Source organism: Pseudoroseomonas ludipueritiae (assembly GCF_014490445.1).
GTDB classification, from domain to species: domain Bacteria; phylum Pseudomonadota; class Alphaproteobacteria; order Acetobacterales; family Acetobacteraceae; genus Pseudoroseomonas; species Pseudoroseomonas ludipueritiae.
In genome coordinates, this window is record NZ_JACTUZ010000058.1 from 1 (window position 1) to 24,208 (window position 24,208).

23 protein-coding genes are annotated in these 24,208 nt (G+C 69.9%); 11 read left to right on the forward strand and 12 right to left on the reverse strand.

What is annotated here, in order from left to right; translation table 11 throughout:
* Positions 1–116 precede the first annotated feature (116 nt).
* A complete protein-coding gene (gene hemC, locus IBL25_RS13780) occupies positions 117–1,190 on the reverse strand; it encodes a hydroxymethylbilane synthase (protein ID WP_187779120.1) in 1,074 nt (357 codons plus the stop codon).
* Between the two features lie 56 nt (positions 1,191–1,246).
* Between hemC and tsaD the strand changes: the two genes are divergently transcribed.
* Genes tsaD through IBL25_RS13795 form a run of 3 tightly spaced genes read left to right on the forward strand, consistent with a single transcriptional unit; the run spans position 1,247 to position 4,112 of the window.
* Positions 1,247–2,293 (forward strand): tRNA (adenosine(37)-N6)-threonylcarbamoyltransferase complex transferase subunit TsaD, encoded by a 1,047-nt coding sequence (tsaD, locus tag IBL25_RS13785; protein ID WP_187779121.1) that lies wholly within the window; start codon positions 1,247–1,249, stop codon positions 2,291–2,293.
* Entirely contained in the window at positions 2,290–3,117 is an 828-nt protein-coding gene (locus IBL25_RS13790; RefSeq protein ID WP_187779122.1) for a 23S rRNA (adenine(2030)-N(6))-methyltransferase RlmJ, read from the forward strand. The genes tsaD and IBL25_RS13790 overlap by 4 nt, the downstream gene beginning before the upstream one ends.
* Positions 3,114–4,112 carry an NAD(P)H-dependent glycerol-3-phosphate dehydrogenase gene (locus IBL25_RS13795; protein WP_187779123.1) on the forward strand — a complete coding sequence of 333 codons (999 nt, stop codon included), beginning with the start codon at positions 3,114–3,116 and terminating at the stop codon, positions 4,110–4,112. Before IBL25_RS13790 ends, IBL25_RS13795 begins: the two co-directional genes overlap by 4 nt.
* Before the next feature lie 5 nt (positions 4,113–4,117).
* Here the strand turns inward: IBL25_RS13795 and ccmB are convergent, their stop codons facing one another.
* Positions 4,118–4,768, reverse strand: a complete 651-nt coding sequence (gene ccmB, locus IBL25_RS13800; RefSeq protein ID WP_187779124.1) for a heme exporter protein CcmB — start codon at positions 4,766–4,768, stop codon at positions 4,118–4,120.
* Positions 4,765–5,364, reverse strand: coding sequence for a heme ABC exporter ATP-binding protein CcmA (gene ccmA, locus IBL25_RS13805; protein WP_187779125.1), 600 nt, complete (start codon positions 5,362–5,364; stop codon positions 4,765–4,767). Before ccmA ends, ccmB begins: the two co-directional genes overlap by 4 nt.
* A gap of 105 nt (positions 5,365–5,469) precedes the next feature.
* Here ccmA and acnA point away from each other — a divergent pair, with 105 nt between their 5' ends.
* The gene (acnA, locus tag IBL25_RS13810; protein ID WP_187779126.1) at positions 5,470–8,175 is read left to right on the forward strand and encodes an aconitate hydratase AcnA; all 2,706 of its coding nucleotides are present in this window, start codon (positions 5,470–5,472) and stop codon (positions 8,173–8,175) included.
* Positions 8,176–8,273: 98 nt separating this feature from the next.
* On the opposite strand, the gene IBL25_RS27320 is transcribed toward acnA, so the two are convergent.
* On the reverse strand, positions 8,274–8,396 hold the full coding sequence (locus tag IBL25_RS27320) for a hypothetical protein (RefSeq protein WP_275295988.1): 123 nt from the start codon (positions 8,394–8,396) through the stop codon (positions 8,274–8,276).
* A 214-nt stretch (positions 8,397–8,610) separates the two neighbouring features.
* On the opposite strand from IBL25_RS27320, the gene IBL25_RS13815 reads away from it, so the two are divergent.
* Together IBL25_RS13815 and IBL25_RS13820 are read left to right on the forward strand one after the other, a co-directional pair.
* Entirely contained in the window at positions 8,611–9,552 is a 942-nt protein-coding gene (locus IBL25_RS13815) for a diacylglycerol/lipid kinase family protein (protein WP_187779127.1), read from the forward strand.
* Complete coding sequence (locus IBL25_RS13820) at positions 9,543–10,397, forward strand: metallophosphoesterase family protein (protein WP_187779128.1); 855 nt, start codon at positions 9,543–9,545, stop codon at positions 10,395–10,397. The genes IBL25_RS13815 and IBL25_RS13820 overlap by 10 nt, the downstream gene beginning before the upstream one ends.
* Here IBL25_RS13820 and IBL25_RS13825 read toward each other — a convergent pair.
* On the reverse strand, positions 10,385–12,010 hold the full coding sequence (locus IBL25_RS13825; RefSeq protein WP_187779129.1) for a Na+/H+ antiporter: 1,626 nt from the start codon (positions 12,008–12,010) through the stop codon (positions 10,385–10,387). The two genes, IBL25_RS13820 and IBL25_RS13825, sit on opposite strands and share 13 nt — an antisense overlap.
* Before the next feature lie 203 nt (positions 12,011–12,213).
* On the opposite strand from IBL25_RS13825, the gene IBL25_RS13830 reads away from it, so the two are divergent.
* Positions 12,214–13,101 carry a DMT family transporter gene (locus IBL25_RS13830; protein ID WP_238940416.1) on the forward strand — a complete coding sequence of 296 codons (888 nt, stop codon included), beginning with the start codon at positions 12,214–12,216 and terminating at the stop codon, positions 13,099–13,101.
* 15 nt (positions 13,102–13,116) lie between these two features.
* Here IBL25_RS13830 and IBL25_RS13835 read toward each other — a convergent pair whose 3' ends face one another.
* Positions 13,117–14,715 carry a peptide chain release factor 3 gene (locus IBL25_RS13835; RefSeq protein ID WP_187779139.1) on the reverse strand — a complete coding sequence of 533 codons (1,599 nt, stop codon included), beginning with the start codon at positions 14,713–14,715 and terminating at the stop codon, positions 13,117–13,119.
* A 202-nt stretch (positions 14,716–14,917) separates the two neighbouring features.
* Positions 14,918–15,499 carry a deoxycytidylate deaminase gene (locus IBL25_RS13840; RefSeq protein WP_187779130.1) on the reverse strand — a complete coding sequence of 194 codons (582 nt, stop codon included), beginning with the start codon at positions 15,497–15,499 and terminating at the stop codon, positions 14,918–14,920.
* A gap of 166 nt (positions 15,500–15,665) precedes the next feature.
* On the opposite strand from IBL25_RS13840, the gene IBL25_RS13845 reads away from it, so the two are divergent.
* Positions 15,666–17,270 (forward strand): ABC transporter substrate-binding protein, encoded by a 1,605-nt coding sequence (locus IBL25_RS13845; RefSeq protein ID WP_187779131.1) that lies wholly within the window; start codon positions 15,666–15,668, stop codon positions 17,268–17,270.
* A gap of 430 nt (positions 17,271–17,700) precedes the next feature.
* On the opposite strand, the gene IBL25_RS13850 is transcribed toward IBL25_RS13845, so the two are convergent.
* From IBL25_RS13850 to IBL25_RS13870, 5 genes are all read right to left on the reverse strand, one after another.
* On the reverse strand, positions 17,701–18,489 hold the full coding sequence (locus IBL25_RS13850) for an amino acid ABC transporter ATP-binding protein (RefSeq protein WP_187779132.1): 789 nt from the start codon (positions 18,487–18,489) through the stop codon (positions 17,701–17,703).
* Between the two features lie 11 nt (positions 18,490–18,500).
* Complete coding sequence (locus IBL25_RS13855) at positions 18,501–19,172, reverse strand: amino acid ABC transporter permease (protein ID WP_187779133.1); 672 nt, start codon at positions 19,170–19,172, stop codon at positions 18,501–18,503.
* A gap of 12 nt (positions 19,173–19,184) precedes the next feature.
* Positions 19,185–19,853 (reverse strand): amino acid ABC transporter permease, encoded by a 669-nt coding sequence (locus IBL25_RS13860; protein ID WP_238940417.1) that lies wholly within the window; start codon positions 19,851–19,853, stop codon positions 19,185–19,187.
* A 64-nt stretch (positions 19,854–19,917) separates the two neighbouring features.
* Complete coding sequence (locus IBL25_RS13865; RefSeq protein WP_187779134.1) at positions 19,918–20,814, reverse strand: transporter substrate-binding domain-containing protein; 897 nt, start codon at positions 20,812–20,814, stop codon at positions 19,918–19,920.
* Between the two features lie 71 nt (positions 20,815–20,885).
* The gene (locus IBL25_RS13870; RefSeq protein WP_187779135.1) at positions 20,886–22,130 is read right to left on the reverse strand and encodes a D-amino acid dehydrogenase; all 1,245 of its coding nucleotides are present in this window, start codon (positions 22,128–22,130) and stop codon (positions 20,886–20,888) included.
* 89 nt (positions 22,131–22,219) lie between these two features.
* On the opposite strand from IBL25_RS13870, the gene IBL25_RS13875 reads away from it, so the two are divergent.
* From IBL25_RS13875 to IBL25_RS13885, 3 genes are all read left to right on the forward strand, one after another.
* The gene (locus IBL25_RS13875) at positions 22,220–23,362 is read left to right on the forward strand and encodes an NAD(P)/FAD-dependent oxidoreductase (RefSeq protein WP_187779136.1); all 1,143 of its coding nucleotides are present in this window, start codon (positions 22,220–22,222) and stop codon (positions 23,360–23,362) included.
* Positions 23,343–23,645, forward strand: coding sequence for a (2Fe-2S)-binding protein (locus IBL25_RS13880; RefSeq protein WP_187779137.1), 303 nt, complete (start codon positions 23,343–23,345; stop codon positions 23,643–23,645). The genes IBL25_RS13875 and IBL25_RS13880 overlap by 20 nt, the downstream gene beginning before the upstream one ends.
* The coding region (locus IBL25_RS13885; RefSeq protein ID WP_238940419.1) for an NAD(P)/FAD-dependent oxidoreductase at positions 23,642–24,208 on the forward strand (567 nt) is incomplete at its 3' end. The genes IBL25_RS13880 and IBL25_RS13885, both read left to right, overlap by 4 nt.

The window sequence follows — 24,208 nt, forward strand, 5'->3', positions numbered from 1 at the left end:
GCACCAGCGCGGGGGCCAGCACCGGCCGCCAGCCCAGTGCCGCCACGGCGGCGGCGGTTTCGGCCGCGCCGGGCTCGGGGCGGGTAATCAGGACGGCGCCGGGCGCCGCCATGGCCTCAGCCAAAGAAGATATCGGCGGGGCTGTCGGCGCGCAGGCTGTCGCCGAGTTCCAACCCCATCCGCTCGGCATCCGCCACGGCGCCATGCAGGCTGCGCTTCAGCAGGAAGGTGCCATCCGGCCGCGCCACCAGCCCGGTCAGGTGCAACTGGCCATCCGGCAGCAGCCGGGCATGGCCGCCGATGGGCGTGCGGCAGGAACCGTCCAGCGCCGCCAGCAGCGCCCGCTCGGCGCGGGACACGGCGCGGGCCTCGCGGTCCTCGATGCCGGCCAGCAGCTCATGCAGTTCCACGTCGGCGGCGCGCACGGTGACGCCCACGATGCCCTGGCCGGCGGCGGGCACCATGGCCTCGGCATCCAGGATCACGGAGGCACGGTCGGCCATCTCCAGCCGCTTCAGGCCCGCGAGCGCCAGCAGGGTGGCATCGGCGTCGCCCGCCGCCAGCTTGGCGAGGCGGGAGCCGACATTGCCGCGGATCATGCCCACCTTCAGGTCCGGCCGCGCGTGCAGAAGCTGCGCCTGGCGCCGCAGGCTGGCGGTGCCGATGCGCGCCCCGGCCGGCAGGGCGCCGAAGGGGTCCGCCGGGTCCGGCTTGCCGCAGGAGGGGCCGAGGATCAGCGAATCGCGCGCGTCTTCCCGCTTCAGGGTACAGGCCAGCACGATGCCGGGGGGCAGCTCGGTCTCGAGGTCCTTCAGGCTATGGACGGCGAAATCGATCCGCCCATCCAGCAGCGCCTCATGGATTTCCTTGGCAAACAGGCCCTTGCCGCCAATATCCGCCAACCGCTTGTCCTGGATGCGATCGCCGGAGGTGGCGATGACATGTTCCTCGAAGGCGTTGACATTGCGCAGCACAGGGCAGAAGCGCGTCACGAGGCCGAGGAAGGTGCGGGTCTGCCACAGCGCCAGGGGCGAGCCCCGGGTGCCCACGCGCAGCGGCAGCGCGCGCCGCGTATGCGGCTTCACGGCGGTGTCGGACCCGGTGCGAAGGTCGGCGGGGGCGGCGCAGACCTGCGGATAAACGAAGTCGCCCGCCGCGGCAGACGGCGAAGCGGGGTGGGCAAGGGACATGGCGGGCGTCATAGAACCGCCACACCCGATGGGGAAGGCAGAATAAGGATGCAGGCGTGCTGATCAGGGGTCCGGTTCTGGGTTTGGAGGCGAGTTGCGACGAAACCGCCGCCGCCGTGCTGGCGCCGGATGGCACCGTGCTGGCGGAAGCCGTGCGCAGCCAGCTGGCGGAACACACGCCCTTCGGCGGCGTGGTGCCGGAAATCGCGGCCCGTGCCCACCTGGCCCACCTGCCCGCGCTGACGGCCGATGTGCTGGGCCGCGCCGGGGTGAAGGCCGCTGATCTCGGCGGCATCGCCGCCACTTCCGGCCCCGGGCTGATCGGCGGGCTGATCGTCTGCGCCACCTTCGGCAAGGGCATGGCCCTCGCGCATGGTCTGCCCTTCGTGGCGGTGAACCACCTGGAAGGGCATGCGCTGACGGCGCGGCTGCCCCTTCTTCAGGAAATGGGGCTGGTGGAGGGCGGCGCGAGGTTCCCCTACCTGCTGCTGCTGCTCTCCGGCGGGCATTGCCAATGCGTGGCGGTGGAAGGGCTGGGGCAATACCGCCGCCTCGGCTCCACGCTGGACGACGCGGTGGGCGAGGCCTTCGACAAATCCGCCAAGCTGATGGGCCTGCCCTGGCCCGGCGGCCCGGCGCTGGAAAAGCTGGCCCAGAGCGGCGACCCGAAGCGTTTCCCCCTGCCCCGCCCCATGCTGGGGCGGCCGGGCTGCGACTTCTCCTTCAGCGGCCTCAAGACCGCCGTGGCGCAGACCATCCCGAAGTTGCAGACGGAGCAGGACCGCGCCGACCTCGCCGCCGCCTTCCAGCGCGTGGTGGCGGCCGTGCTGGCGGACCGGGCGAAGAATGCCCTGGCCATGATGGATGGCCCCACCGCCATGGTGGTGGCCGGGGGCGTCGCGGCCAACCAGGCGGTGCGCGCCGCCCTGGCCGGGGTGGCGGAGAAGCAGGGGCTGCCCCTGGTGGCGCCGCCCATCCGCCTTTGCACCGACAATGCCGTCATGATCGCCTGGGCCGGCATCGAGCGCCTGCGCGCCGGCCTGACCGACCCGCTGGACCACGCCCCCAGGCCGCGCTGGCCGCTCGCGGAGCTTGCCGCATGAACTACCGCCACGCCTTCCACGCCGGCAATTTTGCCGATTGCGTCAAGCACGCCCTGCTGCTGCGCCTGCTGCGGCGGCTGGAGGTGAAGGAAACCCCCTTCCGCGTGCTGGATACCCATGCCGGCATCGGCACCTATGACCTGACCGGCAGCGAGGCCGAGCGCACCGGAGAATGGCAGCGCGGCGTCGGCCGGCTGATGGACATCACCGAGGGGCCGCTGGCCGAATGGCTGTCCCTGCTGAAGCGGGCCGGCTTCCCGCCCGTCTACCCCGGCAGCCCGACCCTCGCCCGCATGGTGCTGCGGCCCAATGACCGGCTGGTGCTCTGCGAGCTGCATGAGCAGGACCACGCCACGCTCCGCACCCTGTTCCGCGGCGACCCGCAAGTGGCCGTGCACAAGCGCGATGGCTGGGAGGCGCTGACCGCCCTTACCCCCTTCCAGGAAAAGCGTGGCCTCATCCTGATCGACCCGCCCTTCGAGCAGGAAGGCGAATTCGAGCGGATGGCCGAGGGCATGGCCGCCGTGGCGCACCGCTTCCGCGCCGGGGTGCAGGCCGCCTGGTATCCCATCAAGCACCGCACCCCGGTGCGGGCCTTCCATACCGCCCTGGCCGAGAGTGGCATCCGCGACATCATCACCTGCGAACTGTGGCTGCGGGAGCCGACCGACCCGCAGCGGCTGAACGGCTGCGGCGTGGCGGTGGTCAACCCGCCCTGGAAGTTCGAGGAAGAGGCTGGCGCCATCCTGGAAGCGCTGCTGGAGCATCTGGGCGAAGGTGAGCCCGGCCAGGGCTTCGCCATCACCCGGCTGGCCGACGAATGAGCAGCTTTCGCAGCATTGGCCGCGTGGCCGTGATCGGTGCCGGGGCCTGGGGCACGGCGCTGGCGCTGCAGGCCCTGCGGGCGGGCGCGGCCACGGCGCTCTGGGCGCGCGACCCGGACCGTGCCCTGGCCATGCGGGCGGCGCGGGAGAATGCCGCCCACCTGCCCGGCCAACCCCTGCCGGCCGAACTCCGCATCACCGCCGATGCCGGGGAAGCGCTGGAAGGCGCCGACCTCGCGCTGCTGGTGGTGCCCTGCCAGCACCTGGCCGGGGTGCTGGCCGCCTTTCCACCCCTGCCCCCCAGCCTGGTGGCGGCCAAGGGCGTCGAGCACGGCACGCTGCGCCTGCCGCTGGAAATCCTCGCCGATGCCCGGCCGGGCCTGCCGGCGGGCGTGCTGTCCGGCCCCAATTTCGCGCGGGAAGTGGCGCAGGGCCTGCCCGCCGCCGCCGTGGTGGCCAGCACGGATGAGACGCTGCGGCAGGATGCGGCGGCCTGCCTCTCCACCGCCGGCTTCCGCCTCTACGACCATGACGACCCGGTTGGGGCCGAGGTCGGGGGCGCGGCCAAGAACGTGATCGCCATCGCCGCCGGGGCGGTGATCGGCGCCGGGCTGGGCGAGAATGCCCGCGCCGCCCTGGTCACGCGCGGGCTGGCGGAGATCGCGCGGCTGGCCGTGGCGCTGGGCGGGCGGGCGGAGACGGTGGCGGGGCTCTCGGGCCTGGGCGACCTGCTGCTGACCTGCACCGGCGGCAGCAGCCGCAATTTCTCGCTGGGGCTGGCCCTGGGCCAGGGGCGGCAACTGGGTGCCATCCTGGCCGAGCGCAACAGCGTCACGGAAGGCGTCGCCACCGCCCCCGCCATGCTGGCCCGCGCCGCCGCCGTGGGGGTGGAGATGCCCATCACCGCCGCCGTGGCCGATGTGCTGGAAGGCCGGATGGACGTGGCCGGGGCGGTGGAGCAGTTGATGAACCGCCCGCTGCGCCAGGAAGTCTGAAGCCGCTATTCCGCCCGCAGCGCCGCCCCGGCGGCCAGCGGCGCCAGCGGCAGGGCCGCCGCCGTCAGCGCCCCCAGCAGCAGCACGAAGGGCTGCCAGGCGACGCCGGAAGCCGCGGCCTCGATGCCCGCCGCGCCGAAGATCATGGCGGGGATGGCCAGCGGCAGCACCAGCAGCGGCAGCAGCACGCCGCCGCGCCGGGCGCCCAGCGTCAGCGCCGCCCCCGCCGTGCCCAGCAGCGAGAGAAACAGCGTCGCCAGCCCCACCACCAGCGCCGCCACGCCCCAGGCGGCGGTGGGCAGGTTCAGCATGGCGGCGGCCACGGGGCTGGCCAGCAGCAGCGGCCCGCCGGTGGTCAGCCAATGCGCCAGCGCCTTCACTGCCGCCAGTTGCGCGGGCGCGAGGCCGGAGAGCAGGAGCTGGTCCAGCGAGCCGTCCTCGGCCTCCAGCGCGAAGAGGCGGTCCAGTGGCAGCAGCGCCGCCAGCAGCGCGGCCGCCAGCAGCGCGCCGGGGGCGAGGCGTGCCAGGGTTTCCGGCGCCGGGCCGACGCCGAAGGGAAACAGCGCCGTCACCAGCAGGAAGAAGAGCATCGCCGCCAGCGTGTCGCCGGGGTGGCGGGCGGCCAGCAGCCATTCGCGCCGCAGCAGCGCGATCATGCGGGTGTCAGCGCCAGGGTGCGGGAGCCGGGTAGCGGCAGCGGCACATGTGTGGCCGCCACCACGGTGCCGCCCGCCGCGCGATGCGCCGCCAGCATCTCGCCGAACAGCCCGATGGAGGTGGCATCGAGCCCGACGCTGGGTTCATCCAGCAGCCAGAGCGGCACGCGGGCCAGCGCCAGCCGCGCCAGCGCCGCCCGCCGCTTCTGCCCCGCCGAGAGCATCCGCGCCGGCAGGTGCTCCAGCCCTTCCAGCCCCACCGCCGCCAGGGCCGCCGCGACATCGCCGCCCCAGAGCCGGGCCCAGAAGGCCAGGTTCTCTTCCAGGGTGAGGCCGGGCTTCAGCGCATCGGCATGGGCCAGGTAGCGCAGGCGGGCGGCATGGCCGGGGCCATCGGCCAGGGCATCGCTGCCATGCCACAGCAGCGCCCCTTCCGCCGGCGGCACCAGCCCGGCCAGCAGGCGCAGCAGCGTGGATTTTCCGGCGCCATTAGGGCCTGTCAGCAACAGGGCTTCTCCCGGCGCGCAGTGGAAGGAAACTCCGGCGAAGACCACGCGCTCCCCCCGCACCGCCGCCAGTTCCACCGCCTCCAGCATCGTCCCTCAACAGTTCTGTGCGTGCCCCGCCGCCAATGGACCGGGGCGGATAGGCGTGTAATAAGCGGCAGCGTTCGCAGCAATATGACGTGGGAAGCTCCAACCATGCGCTTGATCGGGCAGGACAGCCTCAAGACTCGCCGCACCCTGGCGGTTGATGGCAAGACCTACCATTATTTCAGCCTGCCCGAAGCGGCTAAGAGCATCGGCGATATCACCCGCCTGCCCTACAGCCTCAAGGTGCTGCTGGAGAACGTCCTCCGCTTCGAGGACGGCCGTTCCTACTTCACCAAGGACGCGCAGGCCATCGCCGATTGGGTGAAGGAAGGCCGCAGCGACAAGGAAGTGCCCTTCCGCCCCGCCCGCATCCTGATGCAGGACTTCACCGGCGTTCCCGCCGTGGTGGACCTCGCCGCCATGCGCGACGGCATCCTGAAGCTGGGCGGCGACCCGCGCCGCGTGAACCCGCTGGTGCCGGTGGACCTGGTGATCGACCACTCTGTCATGGTCGATGTCTCCGCCTCCCCCTCCGCCCTGCAGAAGAACGTCGACATCGAGTTCGAGCGCAACGGCGAGCGCTACGAGTTCCTGCGCTGGGGCCAGGAAGCCTTCAACAACTTCCGCGTCGTCCCGCCCGGCACCGGCATCTGCCACCAGGTGAACCTGGAATACCTGGCGCAGGGCGTCTGGACCTCCACCGACGCTGGCGAGACCTTCGCCTATCCTGATTCCTGCTACGGCACCGACAGCCACACCACCATGGTGAACGGCCTGGGCGTGCTGGGCTGGGGCGTGGGCGGCATCGAGGCCGAGGCCGCCATGCTCGGCCAGCCCATCGCCATGCTGATCCCCGACGTGATCGGCTTCAAGCTGTATGGCAAGCTGCGTGAGGGCGTGACCGCCACCGACCTGGTGCTGACGGTGACGCAGATGCTCCGCAAGAAGGGCGTGGTCGGCAAGTTCGTCGAATTCTATGGCCCGGGCCTCGCCGACATGGCGCTGGCGGACCGCGCCACCATCGGCAACATGGCCCCGGAATACGGCGCCACCTGCGGCATCTTCCCGGTCGATGAAGTGACGCTGGACTACCTGCGCCTCTCCGGCCGCGACGAGCACCGCATCAACCTGGTGCGCGAATACTACAAGGCCCAGGGCATGTTCCGCGAGGAAGGCCAGCCCGACCCGGTCTTCACCGACACGCTGGAACTGGACATGGGCACGGTCGAGCCCTCCATGGCCGGCCCGAAGCGCCCGCAGGACCGCGTGGCCCTGACCAACGCCGCCCCGGCCTTCGCCAAGGAACTGGCTTCCGGCAACCTGGGCGTGCCCGGCGACAAGGCCGACCTGCGCGTGCCGGTGGCGGGGTCCAACTTCGACCTCGGCCATGGCGACGTGGTGATCGCCGCCATCACCTCCTGCACCAACACCTCCAACCCCTACGTGCTGGTGGCCGCCGGCCTGGTGGCGAAGAAGGCCAATGAGAAGGGCCTGCTGCCGAAGCCGTGGGTGAAGACCTCGCTGGCCCCTGGCTCCCAGGTCGTGACCGACTACCTGGACAAGGCCGGCCTGACGCCGCACCTGGACGCGCTGGGCTTCCAGACCGTCGGCTACGGCTGCACCACCTGCATCGGCAACTCCGGCCCGCTGCCCGACCCGATCGTGGACGCGATCGAGGAGAACAAGCTGGTCGCGGTGTCCGTGCTCTCGGGCAACCGTAACTTCGAGGGCCGCGTGCACCAGAACGTGCGCGCCAACTACCTGGCCTCCCCGCCGCTGGTGGTGCTCTACGCGCTCGCCGGTTCCATCACCAAGGATGTGACGGTGGAGCCGATCGGCACGGGCAAGGACGGCCAGCCGGTCTACCTGAAGGACATCTGGCCGACGCAGAAGGAGGTGAACGACGTGGTCGCCTCCGTCGTGACGCGCGAGATGTTCCAGAGCCGCTACTCGGACGTGTTCAAGGGCCCGCAGCAGTGGCAGGCCATCCGCGTCGATGCCGGCAGCGACACCTACAAGTGGAACGGCGGCTCCACCTACGTGCAGAACCCGCCCTACTTCGAGGGCATGGAAGCCGAGCCGAAGCCCATCGCTTCCGTGAAGGGCGCGCGCGTGCTGGCGGTGCTGGGTGACTCCATCACCACCGACCACATCTCGCCCGCCGGCAACATCAAGAAGGTGTCGCCCGCCGGTGAATACCTGCTGGAGCACCAGGTCCGTCAGGCCGACTTCAACAGCTACGGCGCCCGCCGCGGCAACCATGAAGTCATGATGCGCGGCACCTTCGCCAATATCCGCATCAAGAACCAGATGGTCCCTGGCATCGAGGGCGGCATCACCAAGCACCAGCCTTCGGGCGACGTGATGCCGATCTATGACGCCGCGATGAAGTACAAGGCCGAGAACACCCCGCTGGTGATCTTCGGCGGCAAGGAATACGGCACCGGCTCCTCCCGTGACTGGGCGGCCAAGGGCACCTTCCTGCTGGGCGTGAAGGCCGTCATCACCGAGAGCTTCGAGCGCATCCACCGCTCCAACCTCGTCGGCATGGGCGTGCTGCCGCTGGTCTTCAAGCCGGGCGAGAGCCGCGAGAGCCTCGGCATCACCGGCGAGGAGATCATCGACATCGAGGGCCTGGAGGAGCTGAAGGCCCGCATGGTGCTGGGCCTGGTGATCCACCGCCCGGATGGCAGCGTCACCCGCACCGAGGTGCAGTGCCGCGTCGATACGGCCGACGAGGTCGAGTACTACAAGAACGGCGGCATCCTGCACTACGTGCTGCGTTCCATGGCCGGCGCCAAGTCCGCCGCCTGAGGCATCCAGGCACCGGCCCCTTCACCGGGGCCGGGCGCCAGAGCGAAAAGGGCGCGGTCCGGTTTGGACCGCGCCCTTTTTCGTACCCGCGCCGTGCTTCAGTGCTGCGGAGTCACGGGGCCCTGCGCCGCGCCGAAGAGCGTGGCGCCCCAGGGCAGGGCCATCAGGCCGTTGATGACGGTGGTGGCGGTGATGGGGGTGGGCCTGGCGTTGTTGCGCATCGGGGACCTCCTCGTTTTCTGTCCTCGTGCATCACTATGGTCGCCAATGGTGAACGGGTCCTGAAGCGGCGCTAACAAGCGGGACACTCCAGAACACGCTTCCGGCACAGGCCGCGCTCCTGGCCCTTCACGCCCGCCATGCCGCCACGGCGCAACCGGCGCAACGACCCCCGCGTTGCCGGGCTGAAGGCGAGAACGCCTGGATGGGAGTCTCATGCGTGCTGCCCTGCTGCTGAATCCGCGTGCCGGCACATTGCTCGCCCGGCCGGAACTGCTGGCGGAAATCCCGGCCGCCCTGCGCGCGGCCGGGCTGGAGGTGCTGGAGATCGGCGGGGACACCGGCCCCGACCTGGAGGCGCGGCTGGAGGCGGCGCTGGCCCTGCAGCCGGAGCTGGTGGTGGTGGGCGGCGGCGATGGCAGCATCCGCACCGCCGCCACGCGGCTGGCGGGCGGGCCGGTGGCGCTGGCCATCCTGCCGCTGGGCACGCTGAACCTGCTGGCCCGCGACCTCGGCCTGCCGCTGGAGCCGGAGGAGGCCGCCGCCGCACTGGGCCAGGCGGGCTTCCGGCAGATCGATGTCGGGCTGGTGAATGGCGAGGTCTTTCTCTGCCAGTCGGTGATCGGCCTGCCCAACCGCATGGGCCTGCACCGGGAACGTGTGCGGGGCCGGGATGGGCTGGCGGCGCGCTGGCGGGTGGCGCTGGGCTTTCTCCGCGCCCTCTGGCGCCACCCGCCGCTGCGGCTGGGGCTGCGGCCGGACGGGCAGCCGCTGCGCCGCGTCTGGACCCGGGCCATCTCGGTGGTGAACAACGCCTATGACGAGGCGCCGGGCCATCTCTTCCACCGCCCCCGGCTGGATGCCGGAGTGCTGAGCTGGCTGGTGGCACGGGATTTCGATCTGTGGTGGGCGGCCAAGCTGGTGGCGGCCATGGCGCTCGGCCGCTGGCGCGGGCGCCCCGGGCTGATCGCCGGGGAGGCCACCAGCCTGGAGATCTTCAGCCGCCGCAGCCACCTGCGGGTCATGAACGACGGAGAGGCGATGCTGCTGCGAACCCCCCTGCGCTATTCCATCCGCCCGCGTGCCCTGCGCGTGCTGGCCCCGCTGCCGGCCGGGGCACCGCGCCAGGCCCTGGCGGAGGGCGCCGCATGCGGGTGATCGACCATATCTCCGACCTGCACTTCAACCGCGTCGACTCCGCTGCGGCGGCGGCGCTGATCGAGGCGCTGAACGCCGACCCGGCGCATCTGGTGGCCGTCAGCGGCGACCTGACGATGCGCGCCCGCAGCCGCGAGTTCCGCGCGGCCGCCGAGTTCCTGAGCAAGCTGAAGGCGCCCTGGATGGCGGTGCCCGGCAACCACGACATCACGCCCTTCTATCCCTGGGAGCGGTTCTTCGACCCCTTCGGCCGCTGGCACAAATACGTGTCGCCGCAGACCGAGCCGCTGTGGCGGGATGACGAGGTGGCGGTGGTCGGGCTCAATACCGTCATCCGCGCCGACTGGAACCTGAAATGGGAAGGCGGCCGGGTGCCGCACCACGGGCTGAAGAACCTGCTGGAACGGCTGGAGACGCTGCCGAAGAACCTCTTCCGCATCGTCGTCGCCCACCATCCTTTCCTGGCGCCGGAGGAACGGCCGGACACCCCCCTGGCCCGCCATGCCGCCCCGGCGCTGGAGCGGCTGGCCAAGGCGGGGGTGCGGCTGATCCTCTCCGGCCACCTGCACCGGGACTATGTGCGGCTGCATCGCGGCGCGGCGGGCGAGCGCACCGGCCTGCTGCGGCGGCAGCAGCAGGACCTGCTGGTGGTGCAGGCGGGCTCGGCCATCTCCACCCGGCTGCGCGGCGACCCCAATGCCTATAACCGCATCGTGGTGGAGAAGAATGCCGCGCGCATCGAGCCCCGCCGCTGGAATGGCGAGGGCTGGGTGCCCGCCCCCGCCCCCGCTTGGCCCAAGCAGCGCCTGACGGACCTGGCGGCGGCCGAGACTCAGGCGCCGTAGCGCGCTTCCGCCAGGTCGATCTCCCGCACCAGGCGGGAGAAGGTGTTGTCCTCGATCCGCTGGGCGCGGCGCAGGTGGAACAGCGCGTCGCGCTCGGCCTTCAGGCCGGCGAGGCGCAGCTTCCGCTCGATCCCGGCGATGCGGCGGTGGCGCTCCGCCTCCTCCTCCGACATCTGGGCGCCGTCCAGGCGGTGGCGATAGGGCTCCATGCTCATGGTCGCGGCCTCGGCGTAGAGCTCGGCATCGGCATGGCCGGCGGCCATCTGCTGCTGCATGCGGTGGATGGCCTTCACGGCCGCTTCCGTGGCGGCGCGGCGGGCCTCGTCCTCTTCCCGCTCATGGGCCTCCTCGGGCGGTAGTTCCAGCCCGCGCAGCACCGGCGGCAGCAGCACGCTGGCGCCCACCAGCGAAACCAGGATGACGCCCATGGCCAGGAAGATGGCGAGGTTCCGTGCCGGGAAGGGCGAGCCATCCTCCATCACCAGCGGCAGGGTCAGCACGCCAGCCAGGGTGATGGCGCCCCTTACCCCCGCCAGGGAGGTAGCCACCAGCACGCGCCAGCCCACCCGGGGGCGCGGCTGGCCCTTCAGCCGGGCGCGGTAGAGCGTGAATTGCAGCGAGGTCCAGACCCAGCCCAGCCGCAGCAGCCCCAGCGCCACCACGATGGCGACGACATAGACCGCCAGCATCCAGTCGCTGCCATTCTCCGGCCCCGCGACGCCGGCGAGGATGCCGGGAAGCTGCTCGCCCAGCAGCACGAAGATGATGCCGTTGGCGGCGAATTGCACCATGTCCCAGACCACGGTGCGGCGGATGCGGGTGGCGGCCTGGGCCTGCCCGAAGATCTCGGCATAATTCATGGTGATGCCGGCGGCGACGGCGGCCAGGATGCCGGAGAAGTGGAAATGCTCGGCCGCCAGATAGGCCCCGAAGGGGATCAGCAGGCTGACCAGGGTCTGCAGCGCCGGGTCCTCGCCGATGCGGCGCACCAGCCGCCCCAGCACCCACATCAGCGCCCAGGTCAGCGCCACGCCGATGGCGATGCCGCCCACGGCCAGTTGCAGGAAGGTCAGCGCGGCGGAGGAGATGGAGAAGCTGCCGGTCAGCGCCGCCGCCACCGCGAAGCGCAGGCAGACAAGGCTGGAGGCATCGTTGAGCAGGCTCTCGCCTTCCAGGATATGCATCAGCCGGTGCGGGATCGGCACCCGCGCCGCCACCGCCGAGACGGCGATGGGGTCGGTCGGCGAGAGCACCGCCGCCAGGGCGAAGGCCACCGCCAGCGGCATCTCCGCGATCATCCAATGGATAAAGAGGCCGATGCCGAGCACGGTGAAGAGCACCAGCCCCAGCGCCAGTTCCGCGATGGTCCAGCCATCCCGGAACAGCCCGCGCTTGGGGATGCGCCAGCCGTCCAGAAACAGCAGCGGCGGCAGGAAGAGCAGAAAGAAGACATCCGGATGCAGCTCCACCTGGAAGCCGCCGGCATAGGACAGCAGCGCGCCGAGGCTGATCTGCAGCAGGGGCAAGGGCAATGGGATGGGCGAAAGGCGGTCCACGAAGCCGCTGACCACCACGGCCAGCAGCAGGGCCAGCACCATTTCCACCACATCCATGCATTCGTCCTTTCCTGCTCCGGCCGGGGCCTACCCCCTGCCCGCCCAGGCGCGCAAACGACGCCCGCGTGAGGGCGCCGCCGGCGGCCTTGCCGCCGCTCCCCCCAGGGGCCACCCTGGCCGCCACGATTGCCGGACCTGGAAAACTGCATGTCTCGCCCCCTGCCGCCCTTCTTCCATCCCCTGGCGGGGGTTCCGGCGGCATGAGCGGCGACCAGGCGCGGGGCAACCTGCGCGGCGCGCTGCTGATGGCGGTGGTGGCCGTGCTCTTCTGCGGCGAGGCGCTCTTCGTGCGCTGGTTCACCGACCGCGGCGTGCCGGTGACGACGCAGCTGCTGTTCCGCGCCGGCGGGCAACTGGCCTGGGTGCTGCCGATGATGCTGGCCGGCGGCGCCGCCCTGCTGCGCAGCCGCCACGTGCCGCTGCATGTGCTGCGCGGCTCCTGCTCCCTGGCCACCTGGGCGCTTTATTACATCTCCCTGACCAAGCTGGACCTGGCGACGGCCACGGTGCTCTCCTTCACCAATGTCATGGTGACCACGCTGCTGGCCGGGCCGCTGCTGCGGGAGAAGGTGGGCGCGGCGCGCTGGGCCGGCGTGCTGGCGGGCTTCGCCGGCGTCTGCCTGATGCTGCGCCCCTGGGAGGGCGCGGGGCTGATGATGGCGGCGCCCCTGGGCGTGGCGGCGGCGCTGGCGGCCTCCCTCACTTGGTGCGGGCTGACGGTCACGACACGCATGCTGACCCGCACGGAAGGCACCGGCACCATCATGGGCTGGGTCGGGCTGGTGACCTTCACCGGCATCCTGCCGGCCGCGGCCTGGGGCTGGCAGCCGATTGGCTGGCTGGACCTGGCGATGCTGGTGGCCTTCGCCGCCTTCACCCCAGCCATCATCCTGCTGATCACCGAGGCCTTCCGCTTCGGGGAGGCCTCGGCGGTCGGGCCCTTCCAATACCTGCGGCTGCCCATCGCGGCGCTCTTCGGCTGGGCGCTTTACGCCGAGGCGCCGGATGCCTGGGGCTGGGCGGGCTCCCTCGTCATCCTGGCCGGTGCCGCCGTGGTTTCCACCGCCGAGGCGCGGGCGCGGCGGTAGCGCCGCGCCAGGCCCTTAGCCCGCCTCCACCCCGTGCTGCTCACGGAAGCCCAGGAAGTGCAGCGCCGGGTTCTCGTCCTCGGAGCGCTTCCGCCCCCAGTCGGAGGTGAAGAAGGCCACGGGCTGGTTGTCGTGGTCCTCGGCCATCTGGCTGGGCGCGCTGCGCAGGAAGCGGTCCAGCGCCGCGCGGCCCTGCGGCCCATCCTCCTTCGGCGCCACCCAGCGCATGGTGGACCAGGAGGTGCCCTCGAAGGTGATGTTGACGCCGTATTCACCCTGGATGCGGCTGCTCAGCACGTCGAGCTGCAGCTGGCCGACCACGCCGACCACGGGCTGGCTGCCGTCCATCGGGCGGAAGACCTGCACCACGCCTTCATCTGCCAACTGTTCCAGCGCCTTGCGCAGCTTCTTGGCCAGCATCGGGTCGTCCAGGCGCACCCGGCGCAGGATCTCGGGCGCGAAGCTCGGCACGCCGCGGAAGTTCAGCTCCTCGCCATCCGTCAGCGTGTCGCCGATGCGCAGCACGCCGTGGTTGGCGATGCCCACCACGTCGCCCGGCCAGGCCTCCTCGGCCACCTGCCGCTCCTTGGCGAAGAAGAAGAGCGGCGCATTCACCGGGATGCTCTTGCCGGTGCGCACCTGCTTCAGCCGCGCGCCCTTGCGCAGCCGGCCGGAACAGATGCGCAGGAAGGCCACGCGGTCCCGGTGGTTCAGGTCGGTATTGGCCTGGATCTTGAACACGAAGCCGGACAGCTTCTCCTCCTCCGGCTGCACCGTGCGGGCATCGGCCTTGCGCGGCGAGGGTGGCGGCGCGAAGGCGGCGAGGCCGTCCAGCAGGTGCTTCACGCCGAAGCCGCGCAGGGCGGAGCCGAAATAGATCGGCGTCAGGTGGCCTTCGCGGAAGGGCTCCAGCTCGAACTGCGGGTAGACGGAGGCGATCTCGGCGCTTTCCCGCAGCACATCGGCCTGCCCGCCCAGCAGGCTGTCGATGCGCGGGTCCTCCAGGCCGGAGACCGGCTCGTCCCGCTCCCCGCCCTCGCCCAGCAGGCGCAGGGTGGAATGGGCCATGTCATAGACGCCGGCGAACTGGCGGCCGGAGCCGATGGGCCAGGTGGCGGGAGTCACGTCGAGGGCGAGGGTCTTCTCGATCTCGTCCAGCAGCTCCAGCGGCTCCCGCGCCTCGCGGTCCATCTTGTTGATGAAGGTGACGATGGGGATGTCGCGCAGGCGGCAGACCTCGAAGAGCTTGCGGGTCTGCGCCTCGATGCCCTTGGCGGCGTCGATCACCATCACCGCCGCGTCCACGGCGGAAAGGGTGCGGTAGGTATCCTCGGAGAAGTCCTCGTGGCCCGGCGTGTCGAGCAGGTTGAAGATCTGCCCGGCGTATTCGAAGGTCATCACCGAAGTCGCGACGGAAATGCCGCGGTCCTGCTCGATCTTCATCCAGTCCGAGCGCGTGCGGCGGCGCTCGCCCTTGGCGCGCACCTGGCCCGCGATCTGGATGGCGCCGCCCAGCAGCAGCAACTGCTCCGTCAGCGTCGTCTTGCCGGCATCCGGGTGGGCGATGATGGCGAAGGTGCGGCGGCGGCGCGCCTCGGTGGCGGTCTCGCTCAGCGGGGGCTGGTTATGGCCCGCAGCGGGGGGGCCATCGGGCGTCTCAAGGTTCTGCAAGGCTGGTGCTCCGCGCGCGCGTCGTCCGGGGGTTGGCGGGCATATAGCGTGGCACCGGCCCGAAACCTACCCAGGCAAGGCTGCCACGCAGAGGGCGCGGGGAGCCGGCAGGGCGGGTGGACCCAGGCCGCCAGGGCCGGCGGCTTCAGGAGCCGAAGTCGAATTCGTGCTGGTGCTCCCGGTAGGGGTCCAGCGGGTCCTCGGCCCGCCGGGCCTCGTCGCGGTTCAGGCCCAGGGCATCGAGCTGCTCCCCGGTCACGGCGGTGAATTCCACCCCCGCCTCCCGCAGCATGTCGATGGCCAGCAGGCCCACCTTGTCCCAGTAGGAATCGGTATTGGCGCGCGGCGGCGCCGCCACCACCCGCCGGACGCCGGACTGGATCAGCAGCGTGGCGCAGACGTTGCACACCGGCTTGCCCACCACATAGGCGTCGCAGCCCCGGGCGGCATGGCCGGCGTTCAGCAGCGCGTTCTGCTCGGCATGCAGGATCATCTGCAGCTTGCGGGCCTTGTTCTCCAGCCGCTCCACGCTGTCCTCCACATTGGCGGGGAAGCCGTTGAAGCCGGTGGCGACGATGCGGGCGTGCGGCTGGTTCACCAGCACCGCCCCCACCTTGGCGCGCGGGTCCTTGGACCATTGGGCGATGTGGTTCGCCAGGCCAATGTAGCGGCCGTCCCACCTCTCCCGTTTGCCGGGCTGGTTGTCGAAGCTGTTCGGGTTGCTCATGCCCTGACCTGACGCGAATACACCCATAGGTTGAGGTCACCCCCGCACGAAGGCAAGCGACAGACCGTTGACCCTGCGCCCGCGCCGTGCAGCAATCTCGTTTCGCGAAACGCTTGGAACAAAGGCGACGCGAGGGATGCCTTCACGCATTGCGGAGACTCGACCAATGGATCAATCGCCGGCTTTCCTGCGCCGCCGTGCTTTTTTCGCCCTGCCCGCCGCCGCCCTGCTGGCTGGCAGCCTGCCCGCCGCCCCGGCGCGCGCCCAAGGCCAGAGCCAGAGCCTGACCCTGGCAGTCGCGGCCCCGCCGACTTCGCTGGACCCGCACTATCACACGCTCTCCCCCAACAACATGGTGGCGGAGCACTTCTTCGATAAGCTGGTGGACCGCGACAACGCCTCCAAGATCCAGCCGGGCCTGGCGGAATCCTGGAAGCTGCTGGACGACACGACCTGGGAATTCAAGCTGCGGAAGGGCGTCAAGTTCTCCAACGGCGATGAGTTCAACGCCGAGGACGTGGTGGCGACGCTGAAGCGCATCCCCTCCGTGACCAATAGCCCGGGCCCCTTCACCATCTATTCCCGGGCGGTGATCGGCCACGAGATCGTGGACCCGCACACCATCCGCCTCAAGACGGCCGAGATCTACCCGCTGCTGCCGCAGGACCTGAGCTGGATCTACGTCATCCACCGCTCGATGGTGAACGCCGCGACGGGCGACTTCAACAACGGCAAGGCGATGATCGGCACCGGTCCCTTCCGCCTGCAGTCCTTCACGCCCGACGACCGCGTGGTGATGACGCGGAACGACAACTACTGGGGCGAGAAGCCGGACTGGGCCACCGTCACCTACCGCTTCGTGCCCAATGACGGCGTGCGGGTGGCGGCGCTGCTCTCCGGCGACGTGCAGATGATCGACGTGGTGCCGCCCGCCGATACGCCGCGGCTGCGGAGCACGCAGGGCATCTCCTTCTCCGAGATCCCCAGCCTGCGCTGCATCTACCTGAAGCTGGACGAGGCGCACGACAGCTCCCCCTTCATCACGGACAATGCCGGCAAGAAGCTGGACAAGAACCCGCTGCGGGACCTGCGGGTGCGCAAGGCCCTGAGCATGGCGATCAACCGCCAGGCCATTGTGGACCGGGTGATGCAGGGCGCGGCCATTCCCGCCGGGCAGATGATGCCGCCGGGCGCCAATGGCTTTGACGAGAGCATCCCCGTCCAGAAGTTCGACGTGGAGGGCGCCAAGAAGCTGCTGGCCGAGGCGGGCTATCCGCAGGGCTTCAAGATCTCGCTGCTCGGCCCCAACAACCGCTACGTCAACGACGCGCAGATCATCCAGGCCGTCGGGCAGATGTGGCAGCGCATCGGCGTGCAGACGACGATCGATGCCGTCCCCTTCTCCGTGCTGGCGCAGCGGCAGGCGCGCAACGACCTGTCCGCCATGCTGATCGGCTGGGCGACGGGTGGCGAGCCCTCCACCGCGCTGAAAAGCGTGCTGATGACGCGCAACAACGAGAAGGGCTTCGGCAGCACCAACTTCTCCGGCTATTCCAACACGGAAGTGGACAAGCTGGTGATCGAGGGCCTGCGCACGGCCGATGACGAGAAGCGCGAAAGCGTCTTCAAGCAGGCCATGAAGATGGCCATGGACGACGTGGGCGTGATCCCGCTGCACATGCAGAAGAACATCTGGGCGCTGCGCGGCGCGCTGAAGTACGAGCCGCGGGCGGATGAATATACCGTCGCGATGAACGTGAAGCGGGGGTAACACCTGATGGACGCCAGCATCCACTGGCGTCCATTCCGCACCTCCTGCATCCTAGAAAGGTCCAGACAGAGACGTGCCTAGATCACGCGCGCCACTTGGCATCTACCGGGAAGAGAAGAGTGGTTCGCTGCTCTATTTCGTGCTTGGCAAGGGCAGAAGGCCCTACTGGGTGGTTTCAGAGGCTCGCCTGGCAGCCCTGAAGGCCCATATCTACCGGATGGTGGCGATAGGCGCTTCCATCTCCATCTTCACTGCCATCAGGATCTCCAGCAAGTCCGTCAGCTTCTGGTTCGCAGTCACTTTCCTTGGGCTGCTTCCGGCCGCCGCCATGGTGGCATACCATGTCTTCTGGCTGAACCGGCACTGCACACGAGGCACGGCAGATCCGAAGGATCTGGAATTGTCTCCGGTCACTTAACAAGCCGGTATATCAAGCAATCTGCCCGAAAATTCCATGCATGCGGCCCAGGAAGCTCCTGAGCCGCTCGCTTTCCGGGTTGCCGAACACTTCCTTGGGCGGCCCCGCCTGCGCCACCTGCCCGCCATCCAGGAACACCACGCGGTCGGACACGTCGCGTACAAACAGCATCTCGTGGCTCACCAGCAGCATGGTCATGCCGCTTTCGGCCAGCTTCTGCATCACGCCCAGCACCTCGGCCACCAGTTCCGGGTCCAGCGCGCTGGTCACCTCATCGAACAACAACAGGCGCGGCTGCATCGCCACCGCGCGGGCGATCGCCACGCGCTGCTGCTGCCCCCCGGAGAGTTGGTAGGGATAGTGCCCCCGCCGCTCCGCCAGCCCCACGCGTTCCAGCCAGTGGCCGGCGATGTCGCGGGCCTCGGCCGCGCTCTTCCCCAAAACCTTCGTCAGCCCGAGCATGATGTTGCCTTCGGCCGTCAGGTGCGGAAACAGGTTGAACTGCTGGAACACCATGCCGATCCGCGCCCGCTGGGCGGAGACCCTGGCCTCGCTCAGCCGCCGGCGCTTCCCGCCCTCGACACGGTAGCCGATGGGGTCGCCATCCAGCAGGATCTCCCCGCCGTCATGCTCCTCCAGCAGGTTCACGCAACGCAGGAAGGTGGTCTTGCCGGAGCCGGAGGCGCCGATCAGCGACACCACCTGCCCCTGGCGCACATCCAGATCGATGCCCTTCAGCACTTCCACATGGCCGAAGCTCTTGCGGACGCCGCGTGCCCGCAGCAGCACCTCCTCGCTCATGCGTCCCTCGCTCAGTACCGGATATAGGAAAAGCGCCGCTCCAGCGCCGCGCCCAGTTGCGCGATGCTGAAGTTGACGACGAGATAGATGCCGCAGGCCAACAGGTAGAAGTCGATCACCATGTAGTTGCGGGCGATCACCTGCTGGCTGGCCAGCAGCAGTTCCACCACGCCGATCACGGACAGCAGCGTGGTGCCCTTCACGATCTCCAGGCAGGTATTCACCCAAGGCGGCAGCATGCGGCGGATGGCCTGCGGCACGATCACGTACCACAGCCGCTTCGCGAAGTTGAGGCCAATGGCCTTGGCCGCTTCCATCTGCCCGGCTGGCACGGATTGCACGGCGCCGCGCAGGTTCTCCGCCACATGCGCCGTGGCGAAGGCGGAAATCGCGATGACCCCGGCCCAATAGGGCGTCACATTCACTTGGAACAGCGCCAGCCCGTAATAGGTGAAGAGGATCAGCACCAGCAGCGGCATGCCGCGCATGAAGTCCACGTAAAGCCGCACCAGCAGGCGCAGCGGCCACCAGCCATAGGTCAGCGCCACGCCGAAGACCGCGCCGGCCAGCGTCGCGAAGATGATGGAGAAGGAAGCGGTGGTGACAGTGGCCCAGAGCCCGCGCAACAGCGCGTAGCGGGCGGTCCAGGCCTCGAAGGCGAAGGTGCCGGGTTCGAATTCCATGGCGCCTTCCCTTCAGCGGATGGAGGCGTAGCGGCGTTCCAGCAGCCGCAGCGCGCTCGCGATGGCATAGCAGGTGACCAGGTAAAGGGCGCTGGCCGCCAGCCAGGATTCCATGACGCGGAAGGTATTGGCGTTGATCTGCCGCGCCACGAAGGTCAGTTCCGGGATGGCGATGGCCGCCGCCAGGGAAGTGTCCTTGAACAGCGAGATCAGGTTGTTGCTGAAGGCCGGCAGCGTGATGCGCAACATCACCGGCAGCACCACGTATCTCTGCCGCTGCCAGGGCCGCAGCCCGATGGCCTTGGCAGCCTCGGTATAGGATTTCGGGATGGAGGCGAGGCCGGCGCGGAAGACCTCCGTCATATAGGCGCCGCCATAAAGCGAGAGCGTCAGGATGAAGCTCTGCGTCTTGTCGAGATAAGAGATGTCGAGTTCCGGCAACCCGAAATACACAAAGAAGACCAGCAGCAGCAGCGGCGTGTTGCGGATGAACTCGACGTAAAGCCAGACGGGCCAGGAGAGCCAGCGCGGCCCGTAGACCCGCGCCATGGCGCAGGCCATGCCGATGACGCTGCCGATGACCAGCGAGGCCAAGGCCAGCGAAAGGCCCAGGCCCAGCGCGTAAGCAAAGCGGTCCGCATTCCGCCAGATCACGGACCAATCAAAGTAATATTGGATCATTGAACCTGCCTGTGGCGCGCGGGAGACTTCCGGCGCCCCAGGAGCAGGGCGCCGGCGGCCTGCCTCAGGCGAATTCGGTGGGAAAGCCGATTTTGGGCGTCGGCAATTCGATGCCGAACCACTTCTTGTAGGAAGCGGCGAAATAGTCGAAATCGACGCCCATCATCGCTTCCTTGTAGACGGTGTTCACCCAGTTCAGCCACACCGGGTCGCCCGGCTTGACGGCGGAAGCATAGGAATTGGGCATCCAGCCATAGCCGGCATCGATGAAGCGGCCTGGCGCCTGCTGCATCAACCAGCGGCCGGCGGACTGGTCGGCCATATAGGCATCGACGCGCCGCGCGTTCAGCGCCTGCAAAGTCGCATCGGGGCTTTCGAAGGCGTCGACCCTGGCCTGGGGCAGTGCCTTGTGGACCCATTCCTCCAGAAAGACATTCTGCATGCCGCCGACGGTGACGCTGGCGCCGGCGGACTTCATCTCGTCGAAACTCTTGTATTTGCCGCCGCGCGCCAGCAGCAGCAGCGAAACGCCCTCGCGGTAATAGGGGATGGTGAATTCCACCTGTTGCGCGCGGCCGGCGGTCACCGTCATCCACTGCACCACGATATCCACCTTGTCCGTGATCAGGCTGGGGATGCGCGCATCCGAACCCTGCAACACGAACTCGACCTTGGTGGGATCGTCGAAGAGGTTTTTGGCCAGCAGCCGCGCCAGGTCGATATCCATGCCCTGGAGCTGGCCATTGGCATCCTCGAAATGCCAGGGCGGGTTGGTGGAGCCGGTGCCGACAAGCAGCCGCCCACGCTCCTTGATCATTTGCAGGCGGCTTTTGCCCAGGGTCTGGGCAGTGGCGCCGGCCGGAGCCAGCAGGCCGAGCCCGGCGCCGGCGGCGGCCCCCACGGCGGAAAGCCCGAAGAGCCCGCGCCGGACCAGCCCGGCTTCATCCTTACGCTCGTCCATCGGGAAGCCCCTCTGTTTCGAACCCAGGATAAAGCTGAGCAAGATTCCGGCCAGACGTCACTCAAGAAAGTTCAGGCGGCTCGTTCCTCGTTCCGCCCGGTCATCAGCGCCGCCAGGCGGCGGCCGGAGCCCGCGGCCATGGTCCAGCCGGTATGGCCATGGCCGGTATTGGTCCAGAGGCCAGGGATGCGCGTGGGCCCGGTGCGCGGCTGCGCGTCCGGCACCATCGGCCGCAGCCCGGCCCAGGAGATGGCGCCCGGCATGGCCTCGCAATTCGCCAGTTGCGGGAAGAGGCTGGCCACGCCCCGTGTCAGCATGCCGATGCGGCGGGGGGATGGGGTGGTGTCGTCATCCCCCACTTCCGCCAGCCCCACCATCCGGTAGCGATCCCCCAGCGGCGTCAGGGCAAACTTGCGGGCGTCGTCCAGAATCGCGTTGCGCGGCCCTTCCGGCCAGGCGCTGCGCGGCAGCGTCACGGAAACGCCCTTCACCGGATAGATCGGCATGGCGATGCCCAGCCGCTTCAGCAGCGGCACGCTCTGGCTGGCCAGGGCCACCACCACGGCATCGGCCGGCAGCTCGGCGGCGGCGCCATCGCTCTCCACCCGCACGCTGGCCACCCGGCCGCCCTTCAGCACCACGTCCTGCACCGTGGTCTTCCAATGGAAGCGGACGCCGCGCGCCTCCAGCCAGGCCGCCAGCGCCTGGGAGAACTTGTTGCAGTCACCGATCTCGTCCTGCGGAAAGGTCAGGCCGCCGGCGATCTTCTCCACCACCGGGCCCAGCGCGGGCTCCTGCGCCACGCATTGCTCGCGCGTCAGCACCTCGGTCTGCAGCCCGTGCGGGGCCAGGGCGAGGTGCGCCGCCGCCGCCACGTCCAGGCTGCCCTGGTCCGCGAAGGTCTTGATGACGCCGGTGGCGTAGTCGTACCGCACGCCGGTGGCGGCGCGGATCTCGCCCATCGCCGCGGCCGATTCCATGGCCAGCTTCAGGTTGGCCAGGCTGCCCTTCTCATAGGCCGCCGGGCGCGCCGCCATCAGGAAGCCCAGGCCCCAGCGCCACATCCTCGGCACGGCGGAAGGGCGCAGCAGCATCGGCGCATCCTCCTGCCCCAGCCATTTCAGCACCTTCAGCGGGATGCCCGGCGCCGCCCAGGGCTGCACGGAGGAGACATGGATCATCGCCCCGTTGCCCCAGCTGGTTTCCAGCCCGGCGCCCTCGCGCCGCTCCACCACCTCCACCTGATGGCCCGCCTGGTGCAGCCAATAGGCGCTGGCGACGCCGACGACGCCGGCACCGAGGATGGTGATACGCATATCCGAAGAACCCTCGCGAGAAAGCCGGATGGCAGCGCGGCGACGCCCGGATTGCAAGCCCCGCCCGCGCTGTTCTATCGAGGGAAACCATGCAGACCTCCCCTCCCCCTGCCCGGACCGCCTTCGACGCCATCGTGATCGGCGGCGGACTGGTGGGCGCGGCCATCGGCTACGGCTTGCAACGCCAGGGCCTGGCCACGCTGCTGCTGGATGAAGGCGACATCGCCCACCGTGCCAGCCGGGGCAATTTCGGGCTGATCTGGGTGCAGTCCAAGGGCCTGGGCGCGCCGCACTACCAGCGCTGGACGCGCGGCTCGGCCAGCGAATGGCCGGCGCTGGCCGAGGACCTGCAAGCCCGCACCGGCATCGACACCCGCCGCCAGCAGCCCGGCGGCGTCAGCTTCTGCCTGGGGGAGGAGGAATTCGAGCGCCGGTCCGAGGTCATGGCGCAGATGCAGGCCGAGGCCGGGAACTTCGGCTTCGAATACCGCATGATCCGCGCCGCCGAGGCACGTGACATGCTGCCGGGCATCGGGCCCGAGGTCACCGGCGTGAGCTGGACGCCCTATGACGGCCATGCCAGCCCGCTGCACCTGCTGCGGGCGCTGCACGAGGGCTTCACCGGGCTGGGCGGCACATACCTGCCCAATGCCGGCGTGGCGGAAAGCACCGCCGCGCCGCGCGACTTTTCCGTCAGCGCCGCCGGCCGCCGCTTCACCGCGCCGCGCGTGGTGCTGGCGGCGGGGCTGGGCAATGCGGCCCTGGCGCCACGCTTCGGCCTTTCCGCGCCGGTGGTGCCGGAACGTGGACAGATCCTGGTGACGGAACGTGCCCAGACCATCCTGCCCATGCCCACCGTCAGCCTGCGCCAGACCGCCGAGGGCAGCCTGATGATCGGCGACAGCAAGGAAGACGCGGGCTTCGACACGCTGACCCAGTCGCCCGAGATCATGCGCACCATGGCCCGCCGCGCCGTGCGCTGCTTCCCGTGGATTGCCGACCTCAACATCGTCCGCGCCTGGTCGGCGCTGCGCGTCATGGCGCCGGACGGGTTGCCGGTCTACGACCAGTCCGAGCGCTTCCCCGGCGCCTTCACCGCCAATTGCCATTCCGGCGTCACGCTGGCCGGCGCCCATGCCAACCGCCTGGCGCCGATGGTCGCCGCCGGCGCCCTGGACTCCGAACTCTCCCTCTTCAGCGCGAGGCGCTTCGATGTTCTTGCCCCGGCCTGAGCCGCGCCCCGCCACGGTCGAGGTCCTTGTGGACGGAACCCCGGTGCGGGTGCCGGAAGGCGCCACCGCCGCCGCCGCCGTGCTGCTGGCCGGCATCCCCGCCATCCGGGAAACGCCCGTCACCGGCGCCCCCCGCCTGCCCTATTGCATGATGGGCATCTGCTTCGACTGCCTGGCCGAGATCGACGGCCTGCCCAACAAGCAGGCCTGCATGGTGGAAGTGAAGCCGGGCATGCGCATCGCCCCCCAGCATGGCGCCCGCGTGGCGAAGGTGGGCGCATGATGACCGACCTCGCCATCATCGGCGCCGGCCCCGCCGGGCTTTCCGCCGCCATCGAGGCCGCCGCGCTGGGCCTTTCCGTCACCGTGATCGACGAGCAGCCGGCGCCCGGTGGCCAGATCTTCCGCGGTGTCGAGCGCGCCGCCACCGACCCGGCGCTCGCCGGCGAATACGGCACGGAGGGCGCCCGGCTGGTGCGCCGCTTCCGGGGCGCCATCCGCTATCCCGGCGGCATCGACTACCGCCCTTCCACCACGCTCTGGCACCTGGATACCGAGGCCGGGCTGCTCTCCCTGCGCGGCGATGGCGGCAGCACCACCCTGGCCGCCCGGCGCGTGCTGCTGGCAACCGGCGCGCAGGAACGGCCGGTACCGATTCCCGGCTGGACGCTGCCCAATGTCATGACCGCCGGCGCGGCGCAGATCCTGCTGAAGCAGGCGGGCGCCGTGCCGCGCGGCCGCACCGTATTGGCCGGCCAGGGGCCGCTGCTCTGGCTGCTGGCGGGGCAGCTCGCCCGCGCCGGTGCCGCGCCTTCCCTGCTGCTGGAAACCACGCCGCGTGGCGCG